This is a genomic window from Beduini massiliensis, from assembly GCF_000829905.1.
Taxonomy (GTDB): Bacteria; Bacillota_I; Bacilli_A; order Erysipelotrichales; family Coprobacillaceae; genus Beduini; species Beduini massiliensis.
The window spans coordinates 270,788-297,682 of record NZ_CDPP01000006.1 but is presented as its reverse complement, the minus strand read 5'-3'; the positions used below and the strand labels follow the sequence as shown (position 1 = coordinate 297,682).

Below are 26,895 nucleotides of genomic sequence, written 5' to 3'. Positions count from 1 at the left end.
AGTGTTTGTTTTAGAGGTTATTCATTTCTATAATAAGTATAACCAAAAGGAAAATAGAAAGGAAGAGACGAATGAGTATTAGTAAAGATTTTTTGTGGGGCGGCGCTGTTGCGGCTAACCAATGTGAAGGAGCATATCAAGAAAACGGAAAAGGATTAAGTATTGCCGATCTTCGTTTAGCGGGAAGTAAAGATAAAAAAAGAGGATTTACTCCCGAAATTGATGAGACGCTGTATTATCCAAGTCATAAAGCGATTGATTTTTACCATCATTATAAAGAGGATATTGCCTTATTAGCGGAAATGGGATTTAAGATGTTTCGTTTATCGATTAACTGGTCAAGAATATTTCCTAACGGAGATGAGAAAGAACCCAATGAAGAAGGATTGAAATTCTATGATGATGTGTTTGATGAGTGCTTAAAATACAATATACAGCCGATGGTGACGATTTCTCATTATGAGAGTCCTTATGGATTAATGAAAAAATGCAATAGTTGGGAAAGTCGGGAAATGATTGATTATTTCATGAATTATTGCCGCGTCATTTTTGAACGCTATCATACGAAAGTAAAATATTGGCTGACGTTTAATGAAATCAATCTTGCACTGCATTCCACTTATTCGGCATTGGGTATGATGTTAGAAAAGAATGCTGATTATGAAAAGAAACTGTTTCAAGCTTTGCATCATGCTTTTGTGGCTGGAGCGAAAGCGGGGGCTTTGGCACATTCCATTGATCCGAGTTTAAAAGTAGGGAATATGCTGGCTGCGGCAAGTGTTTATGCGGGAACTTGTGATCCGCAGGATAATTTATTAGTACAGAAAATGAAAGATCAGTTCTTCCTTTATTTTAATGATGTCATGGTCAAAGGGGGGTACACACCAAAATGTCAGGCTATTTTGAAAGAAAAAGGAATTACTTTAGATGTGACCAAAGAAGATGAAGAAGCATTAAGAAAAGGAACGATTGATTTTATTTCGTTTAGCTATTATCAAAGTGTCACCCTGACAACGCATTCCGATCATCAAACAGGGTCATCGGATGGCAATATTGCCGGAGGTATGAAGAATCCATATCTAACAGAAAGCAAATGGGGATGGAATGTTGATCCGGTGGGACTGCGTATCTTATTAAACGAGATTTATACAACCTATCGTATACCATTATTTATTGTAGAAAATGGATATGGTGATGTAGATCATATCAAAGACGGACAAATCCATGATGCTGATCGTATCGATTATTTACGCCGTCATATAAAAGAATTTAAAAAAGCCATTGAAAAAGACGGCGTTGACTTATTAGGGTATACGACTTGGGGATGTATCGATTTAGTTTCAGCAGGAACCGGTGAAATGAGCAAACGTTACGGATTCATTTATGTGGATGTGGATGATGAGGGTCAAGGAACTTTTAAACGTATGAAAAAAGATTCTTTTGAGTGGTATAAAAAAGTGATTGCCAGCAATGGTGAAGATTTGGATTAGGAGGGAAACCTCCTTTTTATATACTCTATTTAACAAATTATCGCAAAAAAAGTTAATCTTTTGATTAACTATTTGATAAAGTGAAAGTAATCTAATCCTTTTTATATGTGTATACATCAACCTTTACAATATCTCGGCCACCCCAATTTTTTTCTTGTAAAGTATAATCCTCTTTTATAAATTTATTGTTTAATAATACTTTTGATGAGTATACATTCTCTTGCATAACGAAGGCTTGAAGTGTTGTCAGATTCACTTCATTGATTAAATATTCAACCATTAATTTTAAAACATTGGTCGCAATTTTCTTATTCCAGTAATCCTCATTTAGACGATAGCCCACGGTTATTTTATTTTCTCTTTTTTGGTAGTCAAACATTTCCGCTAACCCTATTAATCTATTAGGATTATCTTTTAAATAGATGCCTGCGATGATATATTTTTTCTTTTCAAAATCTCTTCCACCGAGATTTTTGATTGCAGTTTCTAATACTTTATTACTTTTCTTGTATAGAAACGGGGGGATATACTTATATACATGATCATTGTGGCTTATCTCTGATAACGCTGCAACATCATTTAATTCCATTTTTCTTATAATAACTTTATCGTTTTCTAAATATGGAAATGTATCAAATAATTCTGCCATCCTAACCTCCACACATCGGCTATCAAAAGTGAACGTATTTTTAACTTTATTTACTTACGATTATACACCATACTAAAAAGACTGGCAACTTAACCTTTTTATCTTTTCAGCTTGTTACTATAAGTAAAAAAGAGTGACTTTCTACTTTCTTTATATTATGATGAAAGTAATAGGAGGAAGGATATGTATAAATTAATGTTATCGGACTTGGATGAAACCTTGCTGGTGAATCATCATGTTCCTAAAGAAAATGTGGAAGCAATCAAAAAAGCACAGACAAAAGGTTTGAAATTTGTACCGGCGACCGGACGTGCTTATAATATGATTCAGGAAATCTTACAGGAGATTGGAACCTATCAGAAAGAAGATCAGTATTCGATTTGTTTTAATGGCGCTTTGATTATGGAAAATAAAGATGATAAAGTTCTTCATTTTCAAGGAATCACGTTTCAGCAGGCAAAAGAGTTATTTGAATTAGCTAAGAATTATGATGTATGTGTCATGATTTTTACGACCAGCATGTGTTATTTATTTAATGCCGATCCGACAGAAGTAGAAAGAAAAACAGCGCAGAAAGCCCCTTTTAAAATTATTGATGAATTTAATATGGACTTCTTAAAAGAGGATCAGATCGCTAAATTGCTGTATGTACGACCGAACATGCCGTTATTGAAAAGTATTGAACAGGAGCTGTTAGAAGATATTGAAAGAATCGGTGTTTGTGCAAGTTATTCTTCTTATCGCTATTTGGAATTCAACGCAATCGGTGTAAGTAAAGGCTCTGCGTTACGTTATCTGGCAGAATATCTGGGCATCGATATCAGTGAGACCATTGCAATCGGAGATAACTATAATGATGTCGAGATGATCAAAGAAGCTGCATTGGGAATTTGTGTCCCTTGTGCAGAAGAAGATATTAAAGAACTGGCTCAATATGTGACCGAACATGATTATGATCAAGGAGCAGTAAAGGAAGCGATTGAAAAATTTGTTTTATAAGAGTTAGCTAAGAGTGTAAAACTTTTAGCTTTTTATTATCTTTTGATATCTTATTCTAAATCCCTTATAATAAAGTAAAAGGGGGAGATGACTGCATGGAAACACGCCTATTGGAATATTTTCTAACCGTAGCCAGAGAAAAGAATATTACTCGCAGTGCCGAACTTCTGCATATTACTCAGCCAACATTAAGCCGACAGTTAGTTTCATTGGAAGAGGAATTTGGACAACAATTAATCATTCGTGGAAAGCGTGGGATTCAGCTGACAGAAGCCGGTATGCTTTTTAGAAGGCGTGCAGAAGAAATCTTGGACCTTGTCAATAAGACCGAACGTGAAATGGCAAGCGAACTTGAACAGCTGATCGGACAAATCGCAATCGGTTCGGCTGAAAGCAGTGCTTCTTATCATTTTCTTCCCGATATCATTCGTTCGTTTTCTTCTCAATATCCTTTGGTAACCTATGATTTTTATACAGGAGAAGCCAATTTAGTCAAAGAAAAACTAAATCAAGGAATTTTAGATGTGGGAATCTTGCTTGAACCCATTGATATTGAAGAATTTGATTTCATTCGTCTCCCTTATCAAGATTCTTGGGGACTGATTGTTGATCAAAATCATCCTCTCGCCAATAAAGAGAGTTTGGAACCTAGAGATTTAGTCGGAGTCCCTCTATTTTTTAATGAGCGCCGGACAATCATTAAAAATGAACTGGAAAGCTGGGCAAAAGGTTACTATCATCACTATCGTTTTTTTGCCTCTTATAACTTGATTTCAAATGTGATTGCACTCCTCAAAAATGAAATGGGAGGGGCGATTGCGATTGAGGGGGCTTTAACCAAACGGTATCATACAGATATGCGCTTTATTCCCTTTTCTCCCAAACTGGTGTCAAATACTGTGTTGGTATGGAAAAAACATCAAGTGCTTACACCAATCATGAAGCGTTTTTTAGAATTAGTGCATCACTATCACTCACAATAAGGTTTATTCGATATAGGATAAACCTTTTTTCATGCTTAAAATGAATGGATAAAGATGAATTATAGGCATTAGACATTTATTGATTTTTATCTTAAGATGAAGTTGAAGAAAGTGAATGGATTAAAGGAGGAAATATTTATGGCTGAAATTAAGAGTTTATTTGGTATTGGTGAAAAGAACGATGCGTTTGCGGCCTATTTTATTGGGCAAAGCTATTTGAATATGCTGGCAAGAAATCATGGCGTTGGAGTAGCCAATGTCACCTTTGAACCGGGGTGCCGCAATAATTGGCATATCCATCATGGCGGGGGACAGATTTTATTAGTGACAGACGGAAGAGGTTACTATCAGGAATGGGGAAAACCGGCACAAGTTCTTAAACCGGGAGATGTGGTGAATATTCCTGCGGAAGTCAAACACTGGCATGGTGCTGCAAAAGAGAGTTCATTTGTTCATTTAGCCATTGAGATTCCAGCAGAGAATGCCAGCAATGAATGGTTGGAAGCGGTCAGTGATGAAGCGTATGCCTTATTGAAATAAAAGAGGGACTATCATTGAAAATCAGTGAAGTAAGTAAAAATTTTGGAATCCCGATGTCAACGCTTCGGTATTATGAACGCTCAGGACTGTTTGATAACGTTAAGAGGATAAATGGAATCCGCGAATACAGCGATGAGGATATTCATCGATTAAGCCTAATTATAACGCTGAAAAACGCCGGATTTACATTATCGGCTATATCCAATTATTTAGATTTGCCGGTATATGGCAAACAAGAAAAAATCAAGCTGTTAGAAAAAGAACGAACACGACTTTTAGAAAGTGTGCATGATGGTCAAAAGAATATTGATTCGATTGACTATCTGATTTATATGCTGGAAAAGGAGAAATAAAATGGAAAGATCAAAGAAAGCACAAAAATTATATGATACATTACATGCCAGTCCTTTAGACTATGACAAAGAGTATCAGCAAATCATGAATGATTTTATATATGGAGATGTTTACCAACATGGAACAATGGATTTAAAAACAAGAGAATTGATTGCGATCGTTGCCAATACAGCCAATCATACTTTAGTAACCTTAAAGGAACATGTCATAGCGGGATTGAACGGTGATCTTTCACCAATTGCGATCAAAGAAGCCATCTATCAATGTACGCCTTATATCGGTGTGGGAAAAGTAACGGATGCCTTAGAAGTGGTAAACAAGACATTCATTGATTATTCAATCGAACTGCCTTTATCTTCGCAAAAAACAGTGAGTGAAGAAACACGTTTTGAAAAAGGGTTTGAGGTACAAAGTACAGCTTTTACTAAAGCTGCCATTCAAGGCGGACATGATCAAGCACCTAAAGAATTAAAACATATTCAAAATTATCTATCTGAATATTGTTTCGGTGATTTTTATACAAGAAAAGGACTGGATCTAAAACAGCGTGAATTAATGACCTTTATCATGTTGGCCACCTTAGGCGGATGTGAAAATCAGCTGCGCAGTCACACAGCAGCCAATATACGTGTCGGAAATACCCGTGAACTATTGATTGAAGCGATTACTCAATGTATTCCATATATCGGGTTCCCCAGAACCTTGAATGCTATTCATATAATTAATGAGGTCACTTTATAATCATCATAGAGATACAGCGAATGTTGTTATCTCTTTTTTTTATGGATATAAAATTAAGTAAAATAGCTGTCTTTGAGAAACCATATTGATGTAGACAAGCGGATTCTACCGGCAGTCGATTGATTTATAAACGTTAACACGCTAGTATGAAAGCGAAAGGAGATCAAGATGGAACCGATAAGTAATGAAAAATTTGGACGTTTTGTATCAGAGCTTAGAAAAGAAAAAAATCTTACACAAAAGGAATTGGCAGAACAGTTGTATGTGACCGATAAAACAGTGAGTAAATGGGAAAGAGGGTTAAGTATGCCGAATGTTGCTTTGCTGATTCCGATTGCCGAAGTGCTGAATGTCACTGTGACAGAACTTTTAAGGGGGGAAAGAATCATCAAAGATGAAAGAATTGCTGTAAGTGAAGTAGAGGGATTAGTGGTAGGATCACTTGATTTAAAGCTCCAAGATACATTGCGACAACAAAAAAGAAATTGGGCATTGGCTTTTTTAATCTGTTGTCTCCTTGTTGTTGGAGAAGCAGTACTTTTGTTTATGTCTGATCTGACATTTGATAGAAAGGATGTATTGGCAGTAACAGGTTTAATGCTGGTATTTGGGGGTTGGTTTTGTTTCTTTGCGAAAGATTTACTGCCGAGGTATTATGACGGCAATAAAGTGAATTATTATACTCAGGGAATAGTGAGAATGCATCTGCCCGGTTTATCTTTCAACAACAGTAATTGGAGCTGCATCTGCCGATTATTGAAAACAGGAACGCTATCCATCGCGGTTTTATATCCGCTTATTTGTTTAATTATTATTCATGTATTCGATCTTACTTTATGGAATCAGATTAAAGGGCCTTTGATATGGTGCGGGTTAGGCAGTTTGGTCATTGGGACTTATATTGTTGGGAAGAAATATGAATAAATCCATTGCTTAAAAAATCTATTGACTTGGAGTGCGCTCCAAATGCTAAAGTGGGAATGTAAAGAAATAAAGCAAAGGAGTAAAGATCATGGAATATGTTAATTTAGGAAAGACAGGATTAAAAGTATCAAAAATATGTTTAGGATGCATGGGATTTGGTGAATTGGATCGTGGCGGAGTACCGGGCAAAACCAATGAAGAAGAAGCAAGAGAAATTATCCAATATGCTTTAAAACAAGGAATCAATTTCTTTGATACAGCTAATTATTATTCTTTGGGTGCAAGTGAAGAAATCGTTGGACGAGCATTAAAAGATTTTGCGAATCGAGATGAAGTGGTGATCGCCAGTAAACTGTATTATCCAATGTTTGATGGAGCAAATGCGAAAGGGTTATCAAGAAAAGCCATTTTTACGGAAATTGATAAAACGTTAGAAAGACTTCAAACCGATTATTTAGATCTGTATATCATTCATCGTTGGGACTATACGACCCCAATCGAAGAAGTGATGGAAGCATTGAATGATCTAGTCAGAATGGGCAAAGTGAGATATATCGGAGCTTCGAGCATGTATGCGTGGCAGTTCATCAAAGCAAACAGCATTGCCGAAAAGAACGGTTGGGCTAAATTTATTAGTATGCAGGATATGTATAACTTGCTTTATCGTGAAGAAGAAAAGGAAATGATTCCGATGTGCCAGTACGAAAATATTGCGATTACACCTTGGTCTCCGTTAGCCCATGGTGCCTTGGTTAAAGTAGCAGATGCTCCCAGAAACGATGGGGTTGGTAAATTACAGAATACCTATCAGTTAGAAAGCGATCGTGAAATTATTAAACGTGTTCATGAGTTAGCTATGCGTTATCATGTGTCTGCCAGTCAGATTGCATTAAGTTGGGTTTATTCTAAACCTTATATCACCAGTACTTTGGTAGGGGCTTCCAAGATAAAATATGTAGAAGAAGCAATCAAAGCAATGGATATTACCCTTTCTAAAGAAGATATTCAATATTTAGAGGCACCCTATGTTCCCCATACTCAATATGGATTTAGATAACCAGTTGATTTGTTCAGCTGGTTTTTTCTTTGTTGACAAAAAGAGGTGGCAGATATAAAATATATATGACTGAAATTAAAATAATAGTCACAGAAAAGAGGGAGAGCGTGCCAAAAGGATTTAGTGAAGAAGAAAAAAAGAGAGTAAAACAAAAATTATTGGATGAATGCAAAGCTTGTTGGCAAAAATACGGATACAAAAAAACAAGCGTTGATATGTTGTGTCAAAATATTGGGATTGCCAAGGGGTCTTTCTATCATTTCTATGAAACAAAGGAATCGTTGTTTTATGAAGTCATTGTGCGTATTCAAGAAGATTTATATGAAAAGGTGGAGAGTCGCCTTAAACAAGATCCCAGCAAGATAGGGGTTGCCTCAGCATTAAAAGAAGTCTATGCGGAGTATATCGCTCATCCTTTTATGTATGATAATAAAAGTCCGGATTTCTTAAGCTTTATAAATAAACTGAGTGAAAGTCAACGCCGGCAGTTGAATGAAAATAGCTATGTAGGAACAAAATTTATGCTGAATAAACCGTTTTTAAAATTAAAGGTAGAAGAAGATTTAGCGATTTCGATCTTATCGGCAATGTTGAATACGATTGCTCATAAAGATGAAATGTTGTCAGATCCCAAAGCGGTTTTTGGCTTTATGATTGATCATTTGATCGATGATATCTTTGAGTAAGGAGAAATAAAATGCAAACGATAAAAGAACGTAATAAAAAAATAAAAGAAATATCCTAACGTGCCATAGCCGGAACTTATCCAAATGTAAAAGTTGCCAGAGCAGGCTCTGCAATCGGGCTTGGGGTTGGCGGTATTCTTCTTGGCGTCGGGGTATGGGGCATGCTTCAAGGAAGTCGATTTGGCTTAGGAAGTTTTTTGGCTGGGGGAATTACCGGAGCATCTAATTTATATAATTTAAAACGTATCAAAAAACACTGACGAAAATCAGTGCTTTTAAATATCTTCAAAATAAAATAATTCTTCAAACTTTTTATCTAAGGCAATACATAGAATCAATGCTAACTTAGCGGTAGGATTAAACTGTCCGGTTTCAATCGAACTGATCGTATTGCGTGATACGCCGACTAATTCAGCCAACTGAGTTTGGGATAGATTTTTTTGCGTACGGACTGTTTTAAGTCGGTTTTTTAAGATTAAGTTATTTTCCATACAAGTTAACCTAATAAGATATAGAAATAGCGGATAAGGGATAAAATGGCAGTTAATGCACCTAAAATGCTCGCTAGGATAAGGCTTTTATTATGCTTAAAGCGGGCCGATTCAAAATTGATGGTTGAAAAAAATCCCCATATTAAGGCACTGACGGCATAAAAGGCACGCATATCACTTCCGCCAAAAGCATCCGCAATGATGATAATCATGGAGATTAACCCAAAGCTTATATAGCCGTATTTCAATCCTTTCTGTGCCGCATATTCATTTCCTTCATCGTTTCGTTCATTACGACTTCTTCTTAGTATTTCTTCTTTTGTCATAGGATTCACCTCTTTGCCAAGTTTTCTTGTCAATTTTATTATAATTATACCAAGTATACTTGTCAATAAAAAGACATCCACAGATGTCTTTAATAAAGAGATTGGTCGGGCTGATAGCGATAGTGGTTATAGCCGCCGATAAACGAATAGGCTTGATAGCCATGGGCACATAGATCACTGGCAACGATTTCGCTTTTTTGTCCGTTATCGCATAGAAAATAAACCGGATAACGCTTATCGATATAGTGGAGCTGCTGGTAAATTTGGGAATAGGGAATATTGATGAAACCGGGAATATGGGCATGCTCAAAAGCACTGCTGTTTCTTAAATCAATCATCTGTGCTTTTTGCTGCTGAAGCGTTGGGATCGTTGCAAGGTCTTGATAGAAACACCCGCGCATATAATCATCATAATAGAACATGTGACCACCTCAATGTAGTATATGAAAGAAATGTATAAATGTGCTAAAGAATACGAAAAAACAAGAAATTCAGACTTCTTTTTATTTTTATTAAAATAGCTTGACAAAAGGGGGAAAACCTTGTGAAAAGTGGTAAAAGAAATTTACATCAACCGCTAATTTTGGTATAATTCTTGCATGGAGGGATTTTACAATGGATAAAAAAACAATCAAAGATATTGACGTAGTAGGAAAAAAAGTTTTAGTTCGTGTTGACTTCAATGTACCAAGAGATAAAGCTACTGGAGAAATCACTAATGATAACCGTATTGTTCAAGCATTACCAACGATTAAATACTTGATCGATAACGGAGCAAAAGCAGTTGTCTTATTCTCTCACTTAGGTAAAGTAAAAACAGAAGAAGACAAAGCTAAAAATAACTTAGCAGTCGTAGCTCCTGCTTTATCTAAATTATTAGGTAAAGAAGTTGAATTCGTTGACGCTACAAGAGGACCGGTATTGGAAGAAGCAATCGCAAAAGCAGATAACGGACATGTTATTTTGGTTCAAAATACACGTTACGAAGCCGGTGAAAGCAAAAATGATCCTGAATTAGGAAAATATTGGGCTTCATTAGGGGATGTATTTGTTGAAGATGCATTCGGTTCAGTGCATAGAGCACATGCTTCTACAGCAGGGATTCCAGCTCATTTACCATCAGCAGCAGGGTTCTTGGTAGAAAAAGAAATCGCTTATATCGGTAAAGCTGTTAATGATCCAGTTAGACCTTTAGTTGCTATCTTAGGTGGAGCTAAAGTATCTGATAAGATCGGTGTTATCGAAAACTTATTAAAAGTTGCAGATAAAGTTATTGTTGGTGGGGGTATGTGCTATACTTTCGCTAAAGCAATGGGTCATTCTATCGGTAACTCTTTATGTGAAGATGACAAAGTAGAAATGGCTAAGAAATTTATCGAAGAAGGTAAAGGAAAATTAATCTTACCAATCGATTCTATCTGTTCTGATAAATTCGGTACTGATGGAGATATCAAAGAATGTGGTGAAGATGTCCCTGATGGATACTTAGGATTAGATATCGGACCTAAATCTATTGAGTTATTCAAAAAAGAATTAGAAGGGGCTAAAACAGTTATCTGGAATGGACCAATGGGTGTATTTGAATTAGAACCATTCGCTAAAGGAACCATCGCGGTATGTGAAGCTTTAGCTAACTTACCTGAATGCAATACAATTATCGGTGGTGGAGATTCAGCTGCTGCAGTTATGCAGTTAGGATATGCGGATAAAGTATCTCATATCTCAACTGGTGGTGGTGCTTCATTAGAATACATGGAAGGTAAAGTGTTACCTGGTATTGCCGCTATTGATGATAAATAAGAAGAAAGCGTAAGGAGAAATAAAATGAGAAAACCAGTCATTTTTGGTAACTGGAAGATGAATAAAACAATTGCTGAAACAGTTGAATTCATCAATGCAGTTGATAAAGAAGTAAAGGATAATGCGGATTGGGGAATCGGTGTTCCTTATTTAGCGTTAGCTAAAGCAAAAGAATTAGCAGGAAATCTAAATATTGCTGCTGAAAATATGCATTTCAAAGATAACGGAGCCTACACAGGTGAAGTGAGTGCGGAAATGTTGAAAGAAATCGGAATTGAATGGGTAATCCTAGGACATTCTGAAAGAAGACAATATTTTGGTGAAACTGATGAAACAGTAAACGCTAAAACATTACAAGCTTTAAAAAATGGATTGACTCCGATTGTTTGTGTAGGGGAAACTTTAGAACAATTTGAAGCAGACGAAACTGAAAACGTTGTAAGAACTCAAACAGCAGCAGCTTTAAAAGATGTATGTCCTAACTGCATCAAAAAAGTTGTCATCGCTTATGAACCTGTTTGGGCAATCGGAACTGGTAAAACAGCTACGAACGAAATCGCTCAAAACGTATGTGCTATCATTCGTGATGAACTTGCTAAATTATTTGGTCAGGAAGCAGCAGACGCTGTACGTATCCAATACGGTGGATCTGTTAAACCTGAAGGAATCAAAACTTTATTAGAACAGCCTGATATTGATGGAGCGTTAGTTGGCGGAGCTTCATTAGTTGCTGATTCTTATATCGCAATGATCGAAAACTTAGGATAATTGATTTAGATAGAGTGAAAACTCTATCTTTTTTTGTTCATAAAAACCCTTGTAAATATGGTATACTTTTAAAAAGGGACTGGAGGAGGAAACGTCATGATCTATAGACAATCTATTTATTTAAAAGATGGCAGAGAGTGTTTATTAAGACATCCGACATCAAAAGATGCAGAAAGCATCTTGCGTCATCTCGTTATGACCTCTGCTGAAACTGATTTTATGCTGCGTTATCCGGATGAAATTAAAATGACACAAGAAATGGAAGAAAGATATTTAGCAAAGGTGGAAAAAGATCACAGAAGTCTGATGATTTGTGCGGTAGTCGATGGCGTGATTGTCGCTAACGGAGGAATTGATCCGGTGGGAAATTGTGATCGGGGGAAACATCGGGCAGTATTTGGAGTGTCTATTCAAAAAGCTTACTGGGGCTTAGGTATTGGAAGTGCCATCACTCAAGCATTAGTCGATAAAGCAAAAGAAATGGGGTATGAACAATTAGAATTAGAAGTTGTCGCAAGCAACGAAAGAGGCTTGGCATTGTATAAAAAAATAGGGTTTGAAGTGTATGGGTTAAGAAAAAAGTCTTTTAAATATCGTGATGGACACTATGAGGATGAATATTTGATGAGTTTAAATTTGTAACTGGACACCCTGTTGTCAAGTTAACCAATGTATAATGGAAAGGGTAGAGGAGGTTATTAAAATGAACTTTATTAACGTTGATGAACATAATATTAAAGATGAACATGTCTGCTGTGCAATATCTGATAAAAAGGGCGAAAACTGTGTAGGATCGAAAAAAGCATGGTTAAGCGAACGTTTTAAAGACGGTTTGGTTTTTAGAAAGTTAGATGCACGCGGAAAAGTCTTTATCGAATATATTCCGGCAAAAAAGGCATGGTATCCTATTTGTGCAGATGACTATATGCATATTAACTGTTTCTGGGTATCCGGTCAGTTTAAGGGACAGGGGTTTGCAAATAGGTTGTTGGAATACTGTATTGAAGATGCAAAGCAGCAAGGGAAATGCGGGGTAACGATCATTTCTTCTAAGAAGAAGCGGGGTTATTTATCCGATCCGGATTATATGAAATATAAAGGGTTTCAAGTAGCAGATGAAGTACCTAATGATTTTATCTTATACTATCTTCCCTTTCATGATGAAGCCCCTATACCGACATTTGCCGATTCCGTTAAAACAGGTGAAATAGAAGAAATGGGACTTGTTTTATATTACACCCGTCAATGCCCTCATACCGATAAATATGTGCCTGTATTAAAAGAGTGTGCGATAAAACATGGACTGAACTTATCGGTGCATGAGATAACGACCGCACTCGAAGCACAGTCAGCACCAACACCCTTTACCACATATACTTTATTTTATAACGGAAAGTTTATTACCAATGAAATCATGAGTGAAAAACGATTTGAAAAATTTTTAGCGGCTCAAGGACTTGTTTAAACCTATATATTTGTAACTGTTTTGGGAGGGATAGAAAATGTATGAAAGAATGCTGGATAAAACCATAATGCCGACATTTGAAGAAATGGCTGCATATTGTGGTGAGCAAAAGGCTTTATTTATAGAATTGAATGACTGGCTTTCTAAAAAAGAGGGGAGTGTTCAAAAGATCGTTTTTCCTTATGGCAATCGTTATGGCTGGGGAGTTGCTTGGAAAATAAAAACGAAGTTGATCTGTAATATCTTCGCAGAGAATGATGCTTTTACAGTCATGATGCGCTTATCGGATAAACAATATCAATCGGTTTATCACGATTTAAAGGACTATACGCAATATTATATAGATCACAGATATCCTTGCGGAGATGGTGGCTGGATACATTATCGTATCACGTGTGTTGACCATATCGAGGATATAAAAAAACTATTAGATATTAAATGCCTTTCAAGAGAAACTAAAAAGATATAGCGTTCAAACGCTATATCTTTTACTATATACTTTCTTGTACCCGTTTATTTTTATAAACAACCATACTTAGAATGAAGCAGGCAATTGCGAATAAAGACTGAATGCCGATATATTGAAAGATTTCTAAAGTAGGTTCATTTAGATCTACCAGTTTATCATTTACCAATACATACCAGTAAGTAGGTGTAAAGCGGGAAATTGCCAAGACCGTATCACTAATCAGTTTTTGTGGTACGAAAGCACCGCCAAGGAAGGTCATTCCTAATCCCAAAATGTTTGTAATGGCACTGAGAAGTTCGGTTGGATGGGACACGTTGACGATTAAGTTTGCGGCTAAGAATGCAATGCTTAAAGCAACTAGGAAGAATACCAAACTGTTCAGCATATAAGTAAATCCAACCGAATTCAGCATATTGTTGCTGAAAATACTGATAATGATCATAAAGAGAAGCCATAGTCCTATCGAGAAAGTAAGGTTTCCTAGGAACATCTGGATATTCATTGAAGCACTTTTAATCGGTGCAGCTAAATTTCGTTTTCGAATTTCACTGTTGTTGATGCTGTGCATGACAATGCCGACAATCAAGATTGTCACACTTAAAGAAATAAAGGATAAATAGTTGAAGAATAACTGACGTAATATCACATCATCATTGGCTTTTTCAGGATTAGCTAAGGCAAAAGATATCTCTGTTTTAACGGATTGATCAGCTAAGATCTGAGCATGAATCTCATCTAAGCTTAACGTAGTATTTTTTTGATACGTGGCAGCCGATTGCAAGTAGCTGTTGATGTATTGCTGTACTAACATTGCATTGCTTTCGTCTTCTCTTTGTTCAATTTGAATATTGGTGGACTGCTGACTATTGAATTGTTCGCTAAATCCTTGTGGAATAGTGATACAAGCAGCAATATCACCAAAAAATAAGGCATCTTTTGCATTTTCGGCTGAATCAATATCAGACATCACAGTGATTGTTGACAGGTAATCTTTTAAATTCAAAGAGAGCTGACTTTGTTCTTCATCGATATAGGCAATAGCCGGTTTTACTTCTTTAAAGCTATTGGTTGTTTTTTCCGATGAGTTAATGATTGCAAACATAAAGAAGATTCCCACAAAGATGAATAAATAAAGAAGGATGGATTTGGAATTACGACGGATTAATTTTAGATAGAGTTTATAAACTGTCATATTGTTTCCTCCTTAAAATAATAAAGCTGATGAAATAAAGAATCCCTGAAAAAATGAAGAGTGAAGCAATGTTCATATAAAAGCGGGAACCACCGCCATAGTAGTAAAGTGAATAAAAGGCATCTGTAATCATATTGGCAGGATTAATCTTAGCGATAATCGGCGCATAGGCTTGGACATAATATTTTACCTGAACCATCATCATTCCTGATAAAAATGACATCAGCATGGTAATGCCAACGAGCAAGCTGGTTTTGACTTGATAAGCCTGTGTACCAACGGCACTGATCAAACTTCCCATTGAGCTTCCGGCAAGGCTTCCTCCTAGAATAGTAAGGAAGATTAACGATATCTGATTCCCAAAATCTATGCCGATGACAAAGATTAGATAGGCAAGAAGAATAAGCATGGAAACAAACTGAATGACATTTGCGGCGATGAAATCACAAAGTAATGCTTGTGATTTTTTCACCGGAGACACATTGAAACGAATCCCTCGATCACTCAGGTTGGCAGTCGTATCACAGATACAACGCATGTACCAGTTTCCCCCATAGAGAGAAGACATCGCAATAATGGTGTAGAAAAAGATGACAGATAAATTCACATTATCCGTTGAATTGGACTGTAAATAATTAGTTGTATCATTCATCGTCGCCATAAGCTGTTGGAAATCGGCACCATTAGCTAACAGGTTTTCAATCATATGACTTTTGACTAAATATTCATCGGTTACTGTTTTAAGAATCGTTTGATCAATTCCGGAAGATTTCACTTTTAACAAAATTGTTTCTGTTTTTGTAATAATCCCTTTCACATCTCCGCTTTCTAAAAGAGATTCCGCTTCTTTCTCACTGACGTATCGAGGTGCAAGCAATCCATCCTCTTGTGAAATGGTTTTAATAAATTCTTGAAATGCCTGATCCTGATCGTAATTTTCATTGGTTACAATGGCGACTTCTACCGGTTTTAATGTATCGACATTGTATGCCCCTTTTAATGTCATTCCAAAGAAAGTGGCTAACACGATTGGAAACAAAATGGAAAAGAACAGCAGGCTTCGATCTTTAAGTAAGGTTTTAAATCGGTATTTCATTAAATGCCACATCATGCTTCATCACCCCTGATCTCTTAATTCTTTACCTGTAATCTCTAAAAATACATCATTTAACGTTGGTAATTTAGAATAGATCATGCCAAAGTCAATGTTGTTTTCTTTAAAATAATCTAATAAATTTACTAAATTATGATCTCCGCCATTGCATTTTACTTCTAAATGTTCACCATAGTATTGGACTTCATTGATATTGGCAATATCCCGAATGGCATCGAGCTGCTGTGATGATAGTTTGATCTGATCAATCTCAATTTTTTCTTTTAAAGAGATCATCGCTTTCAGCTGTTCTCTTGTCCCTTGTGCTACCATTTTCCCATTATCCATAATCACAATATGACTGCAAATCTCTTCTACTTCTTCCATATAATGAGAGGTATAGACGATGGTCGCTCCTTCTTTATTTAAACGACGGATACCATTTAAAATACTGTTGCGGCTTTGCGGGTCAACGGCAACGGTGGGTTCATCCATAAAAATCAATTTAGGACGATGAGCAATCCCACAGGCAATATTTAATCTTCTTAATAATCCTCCGCTTAGTTTTTTAGGTCTGAATTTTCTAAAGTCATTTAATTCGACAAAGTCAATCGCTTCATTGACTAAACGTTGGCGCTGTGCTTTATCATAAATGTAAAGTCCGCAGAAATAATCAATATTTTCTTCTACGCTCAATTCATCAAATACCGCAACATTCTGCAATACTAAACCGATATCCCGTTTAATATCGTAAGAATTAGCAGTCATCGGTTTACCGAATAATTCGATTTTACCTTTATCATATTTAAGCAGTGACAGCATACAATTAATCGCTGTTGTTTTTCCACTCCCGTTTGGACCCAACAACCCAAGCACTTCGCCCTCTTGGACATCCAGATCAAAATGATCCAAGGCAATTAAATCTTTATATCTTTTTACTAATTGTTCCACATGAATAATCATAAGTATTCCTCCTTATGCTTCTATCTTATTATGTTTTAGTGTTATTTATAAGTGCAGGAAGTCACAATCACAAGTGACATTTGTCATAATAAGCAATTGAGTAATCCGGAAATGTTTGTTATAGTAGAAAAAGAGGGACACATCATGACAAAAATAATAGATAAGTGTATTTTTTATATATTAGGCTGGATATTGTTATTCCTATATGGACTTGATTTTTATTCCATCGTTGTATTATTGGGGGCATTAATTTTCAGCGCCCTATATTATTTATGGGAAGATAAGCATTATTCATGGATATTGCCATTAATGATAGGCGTTTGTTGTTTTATTCATCCGAGTTTCTTGGCTTTTTTACCTTTGGCAGTCTATGATGTGTATGGAAAAAGGGCTTACTGGCTGACTGTTTTTTTGGCTTTGCCGTTTATCTGGAATATCTTTTTGTGCGATGGCCTGTTCTTGTTTGCGGTGGCGATCGGTGTGCTGATGGCAGTTATTTTAAAGAAACGTTATGAAGAACATCAAAAAATTGATGCATTATATCGTTTACAGCGTGATCAGAGTCAGGAAATCTCGATGCTTCTAACAAGACAGAATAAAGATCTGATCATTCAAAAAGATTATGAAGTGCAATTAGCGATCCTGACGGAACGTAACCGTATTGCCCGTGAGATTCACGATCATGCCGGACATGGTTTATCCAGTTCTTTATTGCAGGTTGGTGCATTAATCGCAATTAACCAACAAGTCAATATGCAAGAACCCTTGCTCAATCTGAAAATGACCTTAACAGAAGCACTGGATGCGATTCGCACCAATGTCCACGATATGAAAGATGATGCATTGGATTTGGAAGTGGCAGTAAAAAAAATAATGAATGCCTATCCTCAATATCAGATAGACTTTGCTTATGATGTGATGAACTTAAATAATATTCAGCTGAAATATACAATCATCGCGATTGTAAAAGAAGCGATTCATAATACATATAAGCATTCTGATGCAACGAAGATAGATATATTGTTAAGAGAACAGCCTGTCTTTTATCAGCTCATCATCAAAGATAACGGAAGCCAAAGCACCATTCAAGGAAATGGTATGGGTTTAAAAAATATGCGTGACCGTGTTGAACAATATAAAGGATATATTAATTTTAAAACAGAAGCCGGGTTTGAAATCTTTATTACGATACCTAAGGAGGAGAAGTAATTTGAAAATTATAATTATTGATGATGATCCATTGGTCACCAGTTCTTTAAAAACGATTATTGAAGCCAATCACATTGAAGTACTGGCAGTAGGACACAGCGGCAATGAAGCTGTCGAACTTTATCAGCTTTGGCATCCCGATGTCGTCCTCATGGATATTCGCATGGCATCCGGGAATGGCGTCAAAGCCAGTCAGCATATTTTAGCTGCCGACCCCTTTGCCAAGATTTTATTTTTAACGACCTTTTTAGATGATGAATATATTATGGAAGCCTTTAAATTGGGGATTAAAGGGTATATCTTAAAACAAAACTTTGACTGTATTGTTCCTTCTTTAAAAGCAGTGGCAGCAGGTCAGAATGTATTTAATACAGAGATTATTTCTAAGATTCCTACTTTAAAAGATAATAAAATCCCCTCTGCGATAGAAAAGTATGAACTCAACGAGAAAGAATTGAATTTTATTACGTTGGTCGCAAAAGGATTTAATAATAAGGAAATAGCAGCTACTTTGTTTTTATCGGAAGGAACGGTGCGGAACTATTTAAGTTCTTTACTCAATAAATTGGAACTGCGGGATCGCACACAGCTGGCAATTTTCTATTATCAGCATCTAGGGGGAGAGTAGAATGAGTGAAACTCAAAAAAGAACACGGAAAATGAAAAAGCAATGTTTTATCGAAGCGGTTGAAGCCAATATCAATCAAGTAGAAATGGTGATGAACAGAATCGATAAGATCTATGATCGGGAAGATTTCATAGCCGACCATTATTTAGAATTAGACTTAGAAGAAAGCTATTTTGATTTAGAAATCACTTTGGCTCTGCTTGCGGTCTTGTTAAGAAAAATGAGCGAAAACAGCTATATCGTCATTCCGGAATATATTCGAGATGATGTCAATGCTCTGATTCATTCAGCACGTTTTGAATATGATACACAGGAACGCTTTATTCGTGTCTTTTCACGAAGAGGAGAAGAACGAATCAAACTGGATAAATTCCTCATTTTCGCAAAAGAAGTGTCAAATTTATGATTTGACATTTTTCTTTTCCCCTCACTGTTAAGATAAAGTGGGTGATAAGGATGCAAATCAGAAAAAACTTAGGAATTATGTTGATTATTTTAGGTTTTATATTAACGATGGACCAAACCAGTGAGTTTAACGGAATCCTGCAAAAACTCACCACATTCTTTGAAAATTACTGGCCGTTGGTTTTGGTGTTTATCGGAATATATCTTTGGGGAGAACCAAGAAAGAAAAAATAAAAAACATAATGTAAACGGTTGCATAAAAATAATGGCTGAATAACGGTGTATTTTCCTTTTAATATTTGAATTCTTTCGTTAAAATGATTATAATATGAAGCATATAGGAGGTAATTATTGATGAAAAAAAGACCAATTGTGTTGTGTATCTTAGATGGTTACGGATTAAGCCCTAAAGTATCAGGGAACGCCGTTAAATTAGCGAATACACCAGCACTTGATGATTTGATGGCAATGTATCCGACAACAACGATCAAAGCCAGCGGAAAAATGGTAGGATTGCCAGAAGGACAAATGGGAAACAGTGAAGTAGGTCACTTGAATATCGGTGCCGGCAGAATTGTTTATCAATCATTGACATTAATCAATAAAGCAGTAGAAGACGGAGAATTCTTTAAAAACGAAAAATTTATTAAAGCAATGGATCACGCTAAAGCGAATGGTTCTAAATTCCATATCATGGGATTATTATCAAATGGTGGGGTTCACTCTTCTAATGAACATATTTATGCTTTATTAAAAATGGCAAAACAACAAGGATTAGAAGAAGTCTATGTGCATGCGTTCTTAGATGGACGTGACGTGGCTCCTGATTCAGCAGCTTCATTCGTAGAAGAATTATTAAATAAAATGAAAGAAATCGGAATCGGTAAAGTAGCAAGCATTTCAGGACGTTATTATGCGATGGACAGAGATAAACGTTTTGAACGTATTGATTTAGCTTATCAGGCAATGGTTAACCATAAAGGAGAATCATTTACTTGCCCGGTACAATATATTAAAGACAGCTATGCGAAAGAAGTTTTCGATGAATTCGTTATTCCGGCATATAATAGTGAAGTCAACGGTGCAATTGCCGATAATGATGCCGTCGTGTTCGCAAACTTCAGACCGGATCGTGCAATGCAGATTGCCAATGTATTAACTGCTGACGTTTATGATTATAAACCAGACAACAAACCAAAAAATCTTGCCTTTGTGTGCATGATGAAATATGCCGATACTGTAAATGGAGACATCGCATTTGCGTTGCCTACATTAACCAATACATTGGGAGATTACTTATCAGCAATGGGAATGAAGCAATTAAGAATTGCCGAAACTGAAAAATATGCCCATGTTACTTTCTTCATGGATGGAGGAATTGACAAAGAAATCGATGGAGCAACACGTGTATTGGTAAATTCACCAAAAGTAGCGACTTATGATCTTCAGCCGGAAATGTCTGCTTATGAAGTAAAAGATAAATTGATTGCGGAATTAGATAAAGATATTCATGATGTGGTGATTGTAAACTTTGCAAACTGTGACATGGTGGGACATACCGGAATTATTTCAGCTGCCATCAAAGCGGTTAGCGTTGTTGATGAATGCGTTGGTGAAATCTATGAAAAAGTCTTGGAATTAGGTGGAACAATGCTGATTACTGCCGATCATGGAAACAGTGAGATGCTGTTGGATGAAGACAATAATCCATTTACTGCGCATACTACAAATGATGTACCATTAATTCTGACAAATTCTCATTTAGAATTAGCAGAAGGTGGAAAATTAGGTGATTTAGCACCGACGATCATTGAACTTCTTGGATTGCCAATCCCTGAAGAAATGACAGGAAACAGCTTATTAAAATAATAAAAGGTCCCTTCACGGGATCTTTTTGTCTAATAGGAGAGGGCTTATGAAATATCATTCTAAAATAGGAATTATCTGGATTCTTTCCATAGCGTTGATGATTTGGCTGCATTTTCCATTGGTTGAACATGGTTTTTCAAATACCGCAAATATCATTGCTTTACTTGTTTTGATTCCCTGTGATTTGCTTATTTTCGATCTTACATTTAGAACGTACTATGTTTTAGAAAAAGATTATCTTTTTATTCGCTGTGGCATTATGACGCATTTGAAAATTCCTTACCAAGATATTCGAACATTAAAAGAAACATATAATCCGCTTGCCTCTTCAGGATTGTCATTGGATCGCATCGATTTGGTCTTTAAAGCACAAAACGGTGGAAACGGAGAAGATGAAATACTGATCTCACCTGTAAGAAAGAAGGAATTTATTCAACAGTTGTTGTTAAAGGCAAATCATATTCAAGTTTTGAATAAATAAACACGAACAGCTTGTATCGTGTTTTTAATTTAGTATTTAAAAAAAGAAAGGCAAGTATAGAAACTACTATTTTCTTTTACGATGATTTACTGCAAAATACTATTTAGTATACTATTAATTCGCGTAGTCATACTAACACTATAAGGAGGTAAATTATGGTAAATAATTTTGGATATATCCGTGTTTCAACCAAAGATCAAAATGATGACCGTCAAAAGTTTTCATTAGATCAATATGATATACCTAAAAAGAATCTCTATACGGATAAACTGAGCGGAAAAGACTTTAACCGTCCGGCTTACAAGCGCATGATCAAACGACTTAAAAACGGCGATGTCGTCTATGTGAAATCAATTGATCGGTTAGGGCGAAACTATGAAGAAATCATTGATCAATGGAAACTGATCACAAAAAAGATTGGAGCGGATATCGTCGTCATTGATATGCCGCTGCTGAATACGACCCGAAGCAAGGACTTGTTGGGAACCTTTATTTCGGATTTAGTCCTACAGTTATTAAGTTTCGTTGCCCAAAATGAAAGAGAAAATATTCGTCAGCGACAAGCGGAAGGAATCGAAGCTGCAAAAAAACGTGGTGTGAAATTTGGACCGACTCCCATTAATAAACCGGATTACTACAGTGAGGTGATTCGTTTATTTAATAAAAAGCAAATTACGACAAAAGAAGCAGCAGATATGCTAAACGTCAGTATCTCAACATTCTACAGATGGCGTAAGAAATAATGAAAGTCATAGAAACTATCAGCTATTTATGATATAGTCATAAAAAAAGGAGGATCTTATGAAAAGATGGTTAATCGTTATTTGTTTCATGCTCATTTTAGCGGGTTGTACCCAAAGAGAAAAAGAAGAAACCCAATATGATCGTACAACCGCGATCGAAGAAATAGATTATACACAATTGAAAGAGAAGCTATCTTCGCAAACAGATTTCCTGCTTTATATCGGGCGGCCTGATTGTGGGGATTGTCAGGTCTTTTATCCTTATTTAGAGGACTATGTCAATGAAACCGGACAGGGGATTTATTATTTGAATGTGAAGAATTTTCGAGATAACGCCAAAAAGCAAGGAGCTTCCCAACAAGAAATTGAGTTCTATGATCATCTGCAAAAGAATTTAGACTATGATTGGACCCCCACTTTACAGCATTATCGAAATAATAAAATCATAGATCGCTATACATTTTTAGATTTAGATTATTACGGAATTACCGATGAAGCCAAAAAACAAGATAAGTTTAATGAATTTGTAGAAGAATTTAAAGAGTGGATGGACGAAAATTACAAACAAGAATAATAAAGAAAGCGTTAAGATTTCATTTTATTCATCATCTATTCATAATTGTTTTGCTATAATGGTAGCAATATGTTAGGAGGAATGAAGAAATGGACCCCGCGTCGGGAAACATATTAATTCAATTATTATTTTTAGTTTTTTTAACTTTAGTGAATGCCTTTTTTGCAGGAGCAGAGATGGCCATCGTATCTGTCAATAAGAATAAGATACGTGCAAGAGCTGCCCAAGGCGATTCAAGAGCGACTTTATTGACACATCTGTTTGATGACTCAACAAAGTTTTTGTCGACGATTCAGGTCGCTATTACTTTTGCCGGATTCTTTTCAAGTGCTTCGGCAGCAACAGGAATTTCACAGGTTTTAGCCAATGTGATGGTAAATGCAGGAATTCCTTATTCATCTACATTAGCAGTTATAGTCGTAACGATCATTTTATCGTACTTCACTTTAGTTTTTGGGGAATTGGTACCCAAACGTTTAGCGCTGCATCATGCAGAAAAGTTTAGTTTGTTGACAGTTAAACCCATTAATTTTATATCTAAAGTGATGTCACCGTTTATCAAATTGTTATCGTTGTCTACCAACGGTGTATTAAGATTATTAGGTATTCGTTCATCAGAATTTGAAGAAAGTGTTTCTGAAGAAGAAGTCATTGCCATGCTTGACAACGGAAGTGAAATCGGTGTATTTAATGAACAAGATGCTCAGATGATCAATTCGATTTTCTTATTTGATGATAAAACGGCTCGAGATATTATGACACCAAGTGTGGATGTTTATGCAATTGATATTAATGAACCAATAAAAAATTACTTGGATGAATTATTAAATACTTACCATAGCCGTGTACCGGTTTATGATGAAGATATTGATGATGTCATCGGGGTTTTGAATATGAAAGATTTCATGATCGAAGCACATCGTCATTCATTTGAAGAAGTGGATATCAGAAAGATCATGAAAGAACCTTATTTTATACCAGACAGCAAGAATACAAAAGAATTATTTACTCAACTGCAAAACAGCAGTCAGCATATGGCAATTCTTATTGATGAGTATGGTGCTTTCAGTGGGATTGTGACAATGGTGGACTTAGTCGAAGAGATTGTCGGAGACTTAAATGATGAATATGATTTTGAAGAAGATCAGATTCTCCGCAATGAAGATGGCAGTTATCTTATCGATGGAAAATTAAGTTTAGTGGAAATCAATGAAGATCTCGATTTGAAATTAACTTCTGTCAATAGTGATACAGTGTCAGGTCTGATCATTGAAAAGCTGGGATATATTCCTAAACCGGGAACTCATCCGATTGTGATGATTGATGATTTAGAGTTTACGGTCGTAGATATTCATGATCTGCGTATAGAAAAAGTAAAATTAAAAAAATAGTCAATAGTGACTAGATGAGTTGTAGGGAAACCTATGACTTTTTTTATTATGGAGAAGGGATAAAATAGAAATATTTCATGCCGATGTCTAAATTCAAGCTGATCAGAATTTTTGCTGTGCAAATGATAATTATACTGTAAAAAAAGATGCTAAGTTAAATTAGCCCAAATTTAACCTAGCATCTTTTTAAGGGAGTTCTTTTTACATAAAGCCACTAAGAAGTAATACTCCCACGACCAATACAAGAAGACGTACATATTTATTTTCCATACCTTGCCTCCTATTATTTATTCTATTATAAGCATAAAAGAAAGAGGATTAAAAATCAATGTAGAAAAATGTCACAATCTTTTGGCATAAATTAAATTAGATATTTACTGCGGTTCCGCCATCCGATAGCCCACACCGACCTCTGTAAAAATATATTGCGGATCTGCCGGGTTTGATTCTAATTTGCGACGAATGTTTGCCATGTTGACGCGAAGAATTTGATTATCATCAGGAGCATAAGGACCCCAGATTTGTTTGATAATGAAATCATATGTCAATACTTTACCGGCATTTTTTGCGAGTAAAGAGACCAGTTTGTACTCAATTTGAGTAAGATGAATATCCTCATTGGCAAGTGTAATACGACGTTTGTCAAAATCAATCAGCAAATCTTTATAATGATAATGCGATGGATTAAGATGATCAAAATGACGAAAAGTAGTGCGGATTCTCGCTAACAATTCCTCTGTTCCAAAAGGTTTTGTAATATAGTCGTCTGCACCGAGATCCAGTGCTTCTACTTTCTGTTTTTCATCGGTACGTGCAGAAATAATAATGATGGGGATGGTCGTATGGTCTTTAACGTATTTTAAAATATCGATGCCATCCATATCCGGAAGCCCTAAATCTAATAAAATTAAGTCGATCGTATTGGATTGAAGGTAATCTAATGCTTTTTTTCCTTTTAGAAATTTACAGGTATCATAGTGATGTGCCTGTAAAGTAGTCGATACAAAGTTGCATATATTGATTTCATCTTCAATGATCATAATTTTAGCTTTCATAAGATTGACCTCCTAACGGTAATAAGAAAGTGAACTGTGTTCCCAGCGGATTTTTTTTCGCAAATATGTCTCCATCATGGGCAAGAATAATCGTTTTGCAAATAGAAAGTCCAATGCCCATTCCTTTAGAAGTATCATTACTGCGATAAGAATCAAAGATTGTTTCCATGTCTTCAGTGTCAAATCCCACCCCATAATCGATAATATTGAAAAAAGCGTGAGTCTTCGTTTTTGTGACAACAAGTTCGATTGGCTGGACTGATTTGGCATATTTGATGGCATTCTCGATTAGATTAATAATAACCTGTTCGATCAACGTAGCGTCCATCGGTACCAATAAATATTCATCGGGAACGGTGACTTTAATTTTTGTTTCAGGATAACGTTTTTTGATACGCGTGATCGACTCGGCAGCAATTTCTTCTACTGCTTCCGCCGTTTTAGTGACCTTTGTTTCTTCTTGGCGAATGCGGGTCACGGATAAAAGATTTTCTACCATGTGCAAAAGCCAGTTAGAATCTTCGTGGATACTTGCGACTAAGCGATCACGTTCTTCCTGACTTAAATGTTCCTTCGCTTCAATATATGTGGCACTTGCCCCAATCATATTCGTTAAAGGGGTTCGCAGATCATGAGAAATGGCACGTAATAGATTGGCTCTCATCTTTTCTTTTTCCGTTTCCACACTTAAACGATGATGTGTATCTTGAAGGACTTGCTTTTCTAAGTTCATAGCAGACTGCTGAACAATCAAGGAAAGATAAGTTAAAGAAGTATCACTGGTTAAATCCTTGATTCCGACAACCCCGAGTTGGTCTAATGGCAAATATGTGTAGCCATGATCTCTAAAGATGGTCTGTTCCTTTAAAACATGCGCTATGCTGGTTTTGACGGAGAATTCTTCAAAACAGGCCGGGTCACAAGTGGATATCTGTTTTTTTATATCTTCGTATTCAAAGTAGATGAGGCAGTCACGATGCAGTAAGGTATGAATATATGCCAAAGTAATGTCGATAGTCTGATCACTGTCTTTAGCAATCAATAAAGAACGATTGAAATCGTTTAAACGCATCATCATCATTTCTCGTTCATTGGCAATACGTGTCTGTTCTTTGGCATGTGCTGTGATGGCACTGCAAAAAATAGAGATCAGTAAAAGTCCAATGAACGTTAAAGGATAGCCGGATAAAGTAAAGTTGATTTTAAAATAGGGGTACGTAAAAAGAAAATTAATCGCAAAAACAGAAAATATTGAAGCGATAACACCCCAACGATAACCAGAGGTATAACGTGAAATGAGCACGATAAAAAATATATAAGAAATAGAAGTATTGGCCGGATTATTGGTAAAGAGAGTAAACAGCCAAGCAATGAGTGTTGCACATCCCATCGCTAAAATCGTGATCAGCAGATCTTTTGATTTATTCATTTTATCACCTATTCTCATTATATACATTTACATCGATTAAGCAAAAGCAAATCGTGTGAATAAGGATTAAGATGTCGTTAAGATAAAGTAGATTTTGTTGAGTTGAAAATTATTTGGGAAT

At 36.0% G+C, this 26,895-nt stretch carries 32 protein-coding genes; 23 read left to right on the top strand and 9 right to left on the bottom strand.

What is annotated here, in order from left to right:
• Positions 1–71 precede the first annotated feature (71 nt).
• Positions 72–1,490 (top strand): family 1 glycosylhydrolase, encoded by a 1,419-nt coding sequence (locus BN1225_RS11555; RefSeq protein ID WP_041139974.1) that lies wholly within the window; start codon positions 72–74, stop codon positions 1,488–1,490.
• Positions 1,491–1,581: 91 nt separating this feature from the next.
• Here the strand turns inward: BN1225_RS11555 and BN1225_RS11550 are convergent, their stop codons facing one another.
• Complete coding sequence (locus BN1225_RS11550; RefSeq protein ID WP_041139973.1) at positions 1,582–2,139, bottom strand: GNAT family N-acetyltransferase; 558 nt, start codon at positions 2,137–2,139, stop codon at positions 1,582–1,584.
• A gap of 183 nt (positions 2,140–2,322) precedes the next feature.
• Between BN1225_RS11550 and BN1225_RS11545 the strand changes: the two genes are divergently transcribed.
• The 8 genes from BN1225_RS11545 (at position 2,323) to BN1225_RS11510 (ending at position 8,423) form a co-directional block, all read left to right on the top strand.
• Positions 2,323–3,138: a Cof-type HAD-IIB family hydrolase gene (locus BN1225_RS11545; RefSeq protein ID WP_041139972.1), complete on the top strand. Its 816-nt coding sequence runs from the start codon at positions 2,323–2,325 to the stop codon at positions 3,136–3,138.
• 95 nt (positions 3,139–3,233) lie between these two features.
• A complete protein-coding gene (locus BN1225_RS11540) occupies positions 3,234–4,121 on the top strand; it encodes a LysR family transcriptional regulator (RefSeq protein WP_041139971.1) in 888 nt (295 codons plus the stop codon).
• A gap of 138 nt (positions 4,122–4,259) precedes the next feature.
• Positions 4,260–4,661, top strand: a complete 402-nt coding sequence (locus BN1225_RS11535) for a cupin domain-containing protein (RefSeq protein WP_041139970.1) — start codon at positions 4,260–4,262, stop codon at positions 4,659–4,661.
• Between the two features lie 14 nt (positions 4,662–4,675).
• Positions 4,676–5,014, top strand: a complete 339-nt coding sequence (locus BN1225_RS11530) for a MerR family transcriptional regulator (protein WP_041139969.1) — start codon at positions 4,676–4,678, stop codon at positions 5,012–5,014.
• A gap of 1 nt (position 5,015) precedes the next feature.
• On the top strand, positions 5,016–5,756 hold the full coding sequence (locus BN1225_RS11525) for a carboxymuconolactone decarboxylase family protein (RefSeq protein ID WP_041139968.1): 741 nt from the start codon (positions 5,016–5,018) through the stop codon (positions 5,754–5,756).
• Positions 5,757–5,924: 168 nt separating this feature from the next.
• Positions 5,925–6,680: a helix-turn-helix domain-containing protein gene (locus BN1225_RS11520; protein ID WP_041139967.1), complete on the top strand. Its 756-nt coding sequence runs from the start codon at positions 5,925–5,927 to the stop codon at positions 6,678–6,680.
• Between the two features lie 88 nt (positions 6,681–6,768).
• On the top strand, positions 6,769–7,737 hold the full coding sequence (locus BN1225_RS11515) for an aldo/keto reductase (RefSeq protein WP_041139966.1): 969 nt from the start codon (positions 6,769–6,771) through the stop codon (positions 7,735–7,737).
• Positions 7,738–7,844: 107 nt separating this feature from the next.
• Positions 7,845–8,423, top strand: a complete 579-nt coding sequence (locus BN1225_RS11510; RefSeq protein ID WP_041139965.1) for a TetR/AcrR family transcriptional regulator — start codon at positions 7,845–7,847, stop codon at positions 8,421–8,423.
• 275 nt (positions 8,424–8,698) lie between these two features.
• Here BN1225_RS11510 and BN1225_RS11505 read toward each other — a convergent pair whose 3' ends face one another.
• The 3 genes from BN1225_RS11505 to BN1225_RS11495 form a co-directional block, all read right to left on the bottom strand.
• Entirely contained in the window at positions 8,699–8,914 is a 216-nt protein-coding gene (locus tag BN1225_RS11505; protein ID WP_041139964.1) for a helix-turn-helix transcriptional regulator, read from the bottom strand.
• Between the two features lie 5 nt (positions 8,915–8,919).
• Positions 8,920–9,240 (bottom strand): DUF6442 family protein, encoded by a 321-nt coding sequence (locus BN1225_RS11500; RefSeq protein WP_041139963.1) that lies wholly within the window; start codon positions 9,238–9,240, stop codon positions 8,920–8,922.
• Between the two features lie 89 nt (positions 9,241–9,329).
• Positions 9,330–9,662 (bottom strand): rhodanese-like domain-containing protein, encoded by a 333-nt coding sequence (locus tag BN1225_RS11495; RefSeq protein WP_052466604.1) that lies wholly within the window; start codon positions 9,660–9,662, stop codon positions 9,330–9,332.
• Positions 9,663–9,855: 193 nt separating this feature from the next.
• On the opposite strand from BN1225_RS11495, the gene BN1225_RS11490 reads away from it, so the two are divergent.
• The 5 genes from BN1225_RS11490 to BN1225_RS11470 all read left to right on the top strand — a co-directional run bounded on the left by BN1225_RS11490 (position 9,856) and on the right by BN1225_RS11470 (position 13,742).
• Positions 9,856–11,040 carry a phosphoglycerate kinase gene (locus tag BN1225_RS11490; protein WP_041139962.1) on the top strand — a complete coding sequence of 395 codons (1,185 nt, stop codon included), beginning with the start codon at positions 9,856–9,858 and terminating at the stop codon, positions 11,038–11,040.
• Between the two features lie 24 nt (positions 11,041–11,064).
• On the top strand, positions 11,065–11,808 hold the full coding sequence (gene tpiA / locus BN1225_RS11485) for a triose-phosphate isomerase (RefSeq protein ID WP_041139961.1): 744 nt from the start codon (positions 11,065–11,067) through the stop codon (positions 11,806–11,808).
• Between the two features lie 96 nt (positions 11,809–11,904).
• Entirely contained in the window at positions 11,905–12,450 is a 546-nt protein-coding gene (locus BN1225_RS11480) for a GNAT family N-acetyltransferase (RefSeq protein ID WP_041139960.1), read from the top strand.
• Between the two features lie 61 nt (positions 12,451–12,511).
• Positions 12,512–13,273, top strand: coding sequence for a GNAT family N-acetyltransferase (locus BN1225_RS11475; RefSeq protein ID WP_041139959.1), 762 nt, complete (start codon positions 12,512–12,514; stop codon positions 13,271–13,273).
• A 37-nt stretch (positions 13,274–13,310) separates the two neighbouring features.
• A complete protein-coding gene (locus BN1225_RS11470) occupies positions 13,311–13,742 on the top strand; it encodes a DUF3788 family protein (RefSeq protein ID WP_041139958.1) in 432 nt (143 codons plus the stop codon).
• Positions 13,743–13,764: 22 nt separating this feature from the next.
• On the opposite strand, the gene BN1225_RS11465 is transcribed toward BN1225_RS11470, so the two are convergent.
• From BN1225_RS11465 to BN1225_RS11455, 3 genes are read right to left on the bottom strand one after another with little or no spacing between them, the layout of a single operon-like run.
• Complete coding sequence (locus BN1225_RS11465; protein ID WP_041139957.1) at positions 13,765–14,934, bottom strand: ABC transporter permease; 1,170 nt, start codon at positions 14,932–14,934, stop codon at positions 13,765–13,767.
• Positions 14,921–16,030: an ABC transporter permease gene (locus tag BN1225_RS11460; RefSeq protein WP_187117558.1), complete on the bottom strand. Its 1,110-nt coding sequence runs from the start codon at positions 16,028–16,030 to the stop codon at positions 14,921–14,923. The genes BN1225_RS11465 and BN1225_RS11460 overlap by 14 nt, the downstream gene beginning before the upstream one ends.
• 21 nt (positions 16,031–16,051) lie before the next feature.
• Entirely contained in the window at positions 16,052–16,990 is a 939-nt protein-coding gene (locus BN1225_RS11455; protein WP_041139956.1) for an ABC transporter ATP-binding protein, read from the bottom strand.
• A 144-nt stretch (positions 16,991–17,134) separates the two neighbouring features.
• Between BN1225_RS11455 and BN1225_RS11450 the strand changes: the two genes are divergently transcribed.
• The 9 genes from BN1225_RS11450 to BN1225_RS11410 all read left to right on the top strand — a co-directional run bounded on the left by BN1225_RS11450 (position 17,135) and on the right by BN1225_RS11410 (position 24,290).
• Positions 17,135–18,199, top strand: a complete 1,065-nt coding sequence (locus tag BN1225_RS11450) for a sensor histidine kinase (protein ID WP_052466600.1) — start codon at positions 17,135–17,137, stop codon at positions 18,197–18,199.
• 1 nt (position 18,200) lies between these two features.
• A complete protein-coding gene (locus BN1225_RS11445; RefSeq protein ID WP_041139955.1) occupies positions 18,201–18,827 on the top strand; it encodes a response regulator in 627 nt (208 codons plus the stop codon).
• 1 nt (position 18,828) lies between these two features.
• Positions 18,829–19,233, top strand: a complete 405-nt coding sequence (locus BN1225_RS11440; protein WP_041139954.1) for a hypothetical protein — start codon at positions 18,829–18,831, stop codon at positions 19,231–19,233.
• Between the two features lie 50 nt (positions 19,234–19,283).
• Entirely contained in the window at positions 19,284–19,466 is a 183-nt protein-coding gene (locus BN1225_RS11435; RefSeq protein ID WP_041139953.1) for a LiaF transmembrane domain-containing protein, read from the top strand.
• Between the two features lie 120 nt (positions 19,467–19,586).
• Positions 19,587–21,101: a 2,3-bisphosphoglycerate-independent phosphoglycerate mutase gene (gene gpmI / locus BN1225_RS11430; protein WP_041139952.1), complete on the top strand. Its 1,515-nt coding sequence runs from the start codon at positions 19,587–19,589 to the stop codon at positions 21,099–21,101.
• A gap of 46 nt (positions 21,102–21,147) precedes the next feature.
• Positions 21,148–21,582: a PH domain-containing protein gene (locus tag BN1225_RS11425; RefSeq protein ID WP_041139951.1), complete on the top strand. Its 435-nt coding sequence runs from the start codon at positions 21,148–21,150 to the stop codon at positions 21,580–21,582.
• A gap of 155 nt (positions 21,583–21,737) precedes the next feature.
• On the top strand, positions 21,738–22,325 hold the full coding sequence (locus tag BN1225_RS11420; RefSeq protein WP_041139950.1) for a recombinase family protein: 588 nt from the start codon (positions 21,738–21,740) through the stop codon (positions 22,323–22,325).
• A 58-nt stretch (positions 22,326–22,383) separates the two neighbouring features.
• Positions 22,384–22,899, top strand: a complete 516-nt coding sequence (locus BN1225_RS11415) for a DUF6568 family protein (RefSeq protein WP_041139949.1) — start codon at positions 22,384–22,386, stop codon at positions 22,897–22,899.
• An 89-nt stretch (positions 22,900–22,988) separates the two neighbouring features.
• Positions 22,989–24,290, top strand: a complete 1,302-nt coding sequence (locus BN1225_RS11410) for a hemolysin family protein (RefSeq protein WP_041139948.1) — start codon at positions 22,989–22,991, stop codon at positions 24,288–24,290.
• Positions 24,291–24,664: 374 nt separating this feature from the next.
• Here the strand turns inward: BN1225_RS11410 and BN1225_RS11405 are convergent, their stop codons facing one another.
• Both BN1225_RS11405 and BN1225_RS11400 read right to left on the bottom strand, forming a co-directional pair.
• A complete protein-coding gene (locus tag BN1225_RS11405) occupies positions 24,665–25,345 on the bottom strand; it encodes a response regulator (protein WP_041139947.1) in 681 nt (226 codons plus the stop codon).
• Positions 25,335–26,774 carry a DUF4118 domain-containing protein gene (locus BN1225_RS11400; RefSeq protein WP_052466598.1) on the bottom strand — a complete coding sequence of 480 codons (1,440 nt, stop codon included), beginning with the start codon at positions 26,772–26,774 and terminating at the stop codon, positions 25,335–25,337. Before BN1225_RS11400 ends, BN1225_RS11405 begins: the two co-directional genes overlap by 11 nt.
• Positions 26,775–26,895: the final 121 nt, after the last annotated feature.

Coding starts and splice junctions, on each gene's coding strand:
- BN1225_RS11555 (WP_041139974.1), top strand. CDS start 72: ATGAGTATTAGTAAAGATTTTTTGTGGGGCGGCGCTGTTGCGGCTAAC.
- BN1225_RS11550 (WP_041139973.1), bottom strand. CDS start 2,139: ATGGCAGAATTATTTGATACATTTCCATATTTAGAAAACGATAAAGTT.
- BN1225_RS11545 (WP_041139972.1), top strand. CDS start 2,323: ATGTATAAATTAATGTTATCGGACTTGGATGAAACCTTGCTGGTGAAT.
- BN1225_RS11540 (WP_041139971.1), top strand. CDS start 3,234: ATGGAAACACGCCTATTGGAATATTTTCTAACCGTAGCCAGAGAAAAG.
- BN1225_RS11535 (WP_041139970.1), top strand. CDS start 4,260: ATGGCTGAAATTAAGAGTTTATTTGGTATTGGTGAAAAGAACGATGCG.
- BN1225_RS11525 (WP_041139968.1), top strand. CDS start 5,016: ATGGAAAGATCAAAGAAAGCACAAAAATTATATGATACATTACATGCC.
- BN1225_RS11520 (WP_041139967.1), top strand. CDS start 5,925: ATGGAACCGATAAGTAATGAAAAATTTGGACGTTTTGTATCAGAGCTT.
- BN1225_RS11515 (WP_041139966.1), top strand. CDS start 6,769: ATGGAATATGTTAATTTAGGAAAGACAGGATTAAAAGTATCAAAAATA.
- BN1225_RS11505 (WP_041139964.1), bottom strand. CDS start 8,914: ATGGAAAATAACTTAATCTTAAAAAACCGACTTAAAACAGTCCGTACG.
- BN1225_RS11500 (WP_041139963.1), bottom strand. CDS start 9,240: ATGACAAAAGAAGAAATACTAAGAAGAAGTCGTAATGAACGAAACGAT.
- BN1225_RS11495 (WP_052466604.1), bottom strand. CDS start 9,662: ATGTTCTATTATGATGATTATATGCGCGGGTGTTTCTATCAAGACCTT.
- BN1225_RS11490 (WP_041139962.1), top strand. CDS start 9,856: ATGGATAAAAAAACAATCAAAGATATTGACGTAGTAGGAAAAAAAGTT.
- tpiA (WP_041139961.1), top strand. CDS start 11,065: ATGAGAAAACCAGTCATTTTTGGTAACTGGAAGATGAATAAAACAATT.
- BN1225_RS11480 (WP_041139960.1), top strand. CDS start 11,905: ATGATCTATAGACAATCTATTTATTTAAAAGATGGCAGAGAGTGTTTA.
- BN1225_RS11475 (WP_041139959.1), top strand. CDS start 12,512: ATGAACTTTATTAACGTTGATGAACATAATATTAAAGATGAACATGTC.
- BN1225_RS11470 (WP_041139958.1), top strand. CDS start 13,311: ATGTATGAAAGAATGCTGGATAAAACCATAATGCCGACATTTGAAGAA.
- BN1225_RS11465 (WP_041139957.1), bottom strand. CDS start 14,934: ATGACAGTTTATAAACTCTATCTAAAATTAATCCGTCGTAATTCCAAA.
- BN1225_RS11460 (WP_187117558.1), bottom strand. CDS start 16,030: ATGAAATACCGATTTAAAACCTTACTTAAAGATCGAAGCCTGCTGTTC.
- BN1225_RS11455 (WP_041139956.1), bottom strand. CDS start 16,990: ATGATTATTCATGTGGAACAATTAGTAAAAAGATATAAAGATTTAATT.
- BN1225_RS11450 (WP_052466600.1), top strand. CDS start 17,135: ATGACAAAAATAATAGATAAGTGTATTTTTTATATATTAGGCTGGATA.
- BN1225_RS11440 (WP_041139954.1), top strand. CDS start 18,829: ATGAGTGAAACTCAAAAAAGAACACGGAAAATGAAAAAGCAATGTTTT.
- BN1225_RS11435 (WP_041139953.1), top strand. CDS start 19,284: ATGCAAATCAGAAAAAACTTAGGAATTATGTTGATTATTTTAGGTTTT.
- gpmI (WP_041139952.1), top strand. CDS start 19,587: ATGAAAAAAAGACCAATTGTGTTGTGTATCTTAGATGGTTACGGATTA.
- BN1225_RS11425 (WP_041139951.1), top strand. CDS start 21,148: ATGAAATATCATTCTAAAATAGGAATTATCTGGATTCTTTCCATAGCG.
- BN1225_RS11420 (WP_041139950.1), top strand. CDS start 21,738: ATGGTAAATAATTTTGGATATATCCGTGTTTCAACCAAAGATCAAAAT.
- BN1225_RS11415 (WP_041139949.1), top strand. CDS start 22,384: ATGAAAAGATGGTTAATCGTTATTTGTTTCATGCTCATTTTAGCGGGT.
- BN1225_RS11410 (WP_041139948.1), top strand. CDS start 22,989: ATGGACCCCGCGTCGGGAAACATATTAATTCAATTATTATTTTTAGTT.
- BN1225_RS11405 (WP_041139947.1), bottom strand. CDS start 25,345: ATGAAAGCTAAAATTATGATCATTGAAGATGAAATCAATATATGCAAC.
- BN1225_RS11400 (WP_052466598.1), bottom strand. CDS start 26,774: ATGAATAAATCAAAAGATCTGCTGATCACGATTTTAGCGATGGGATGT.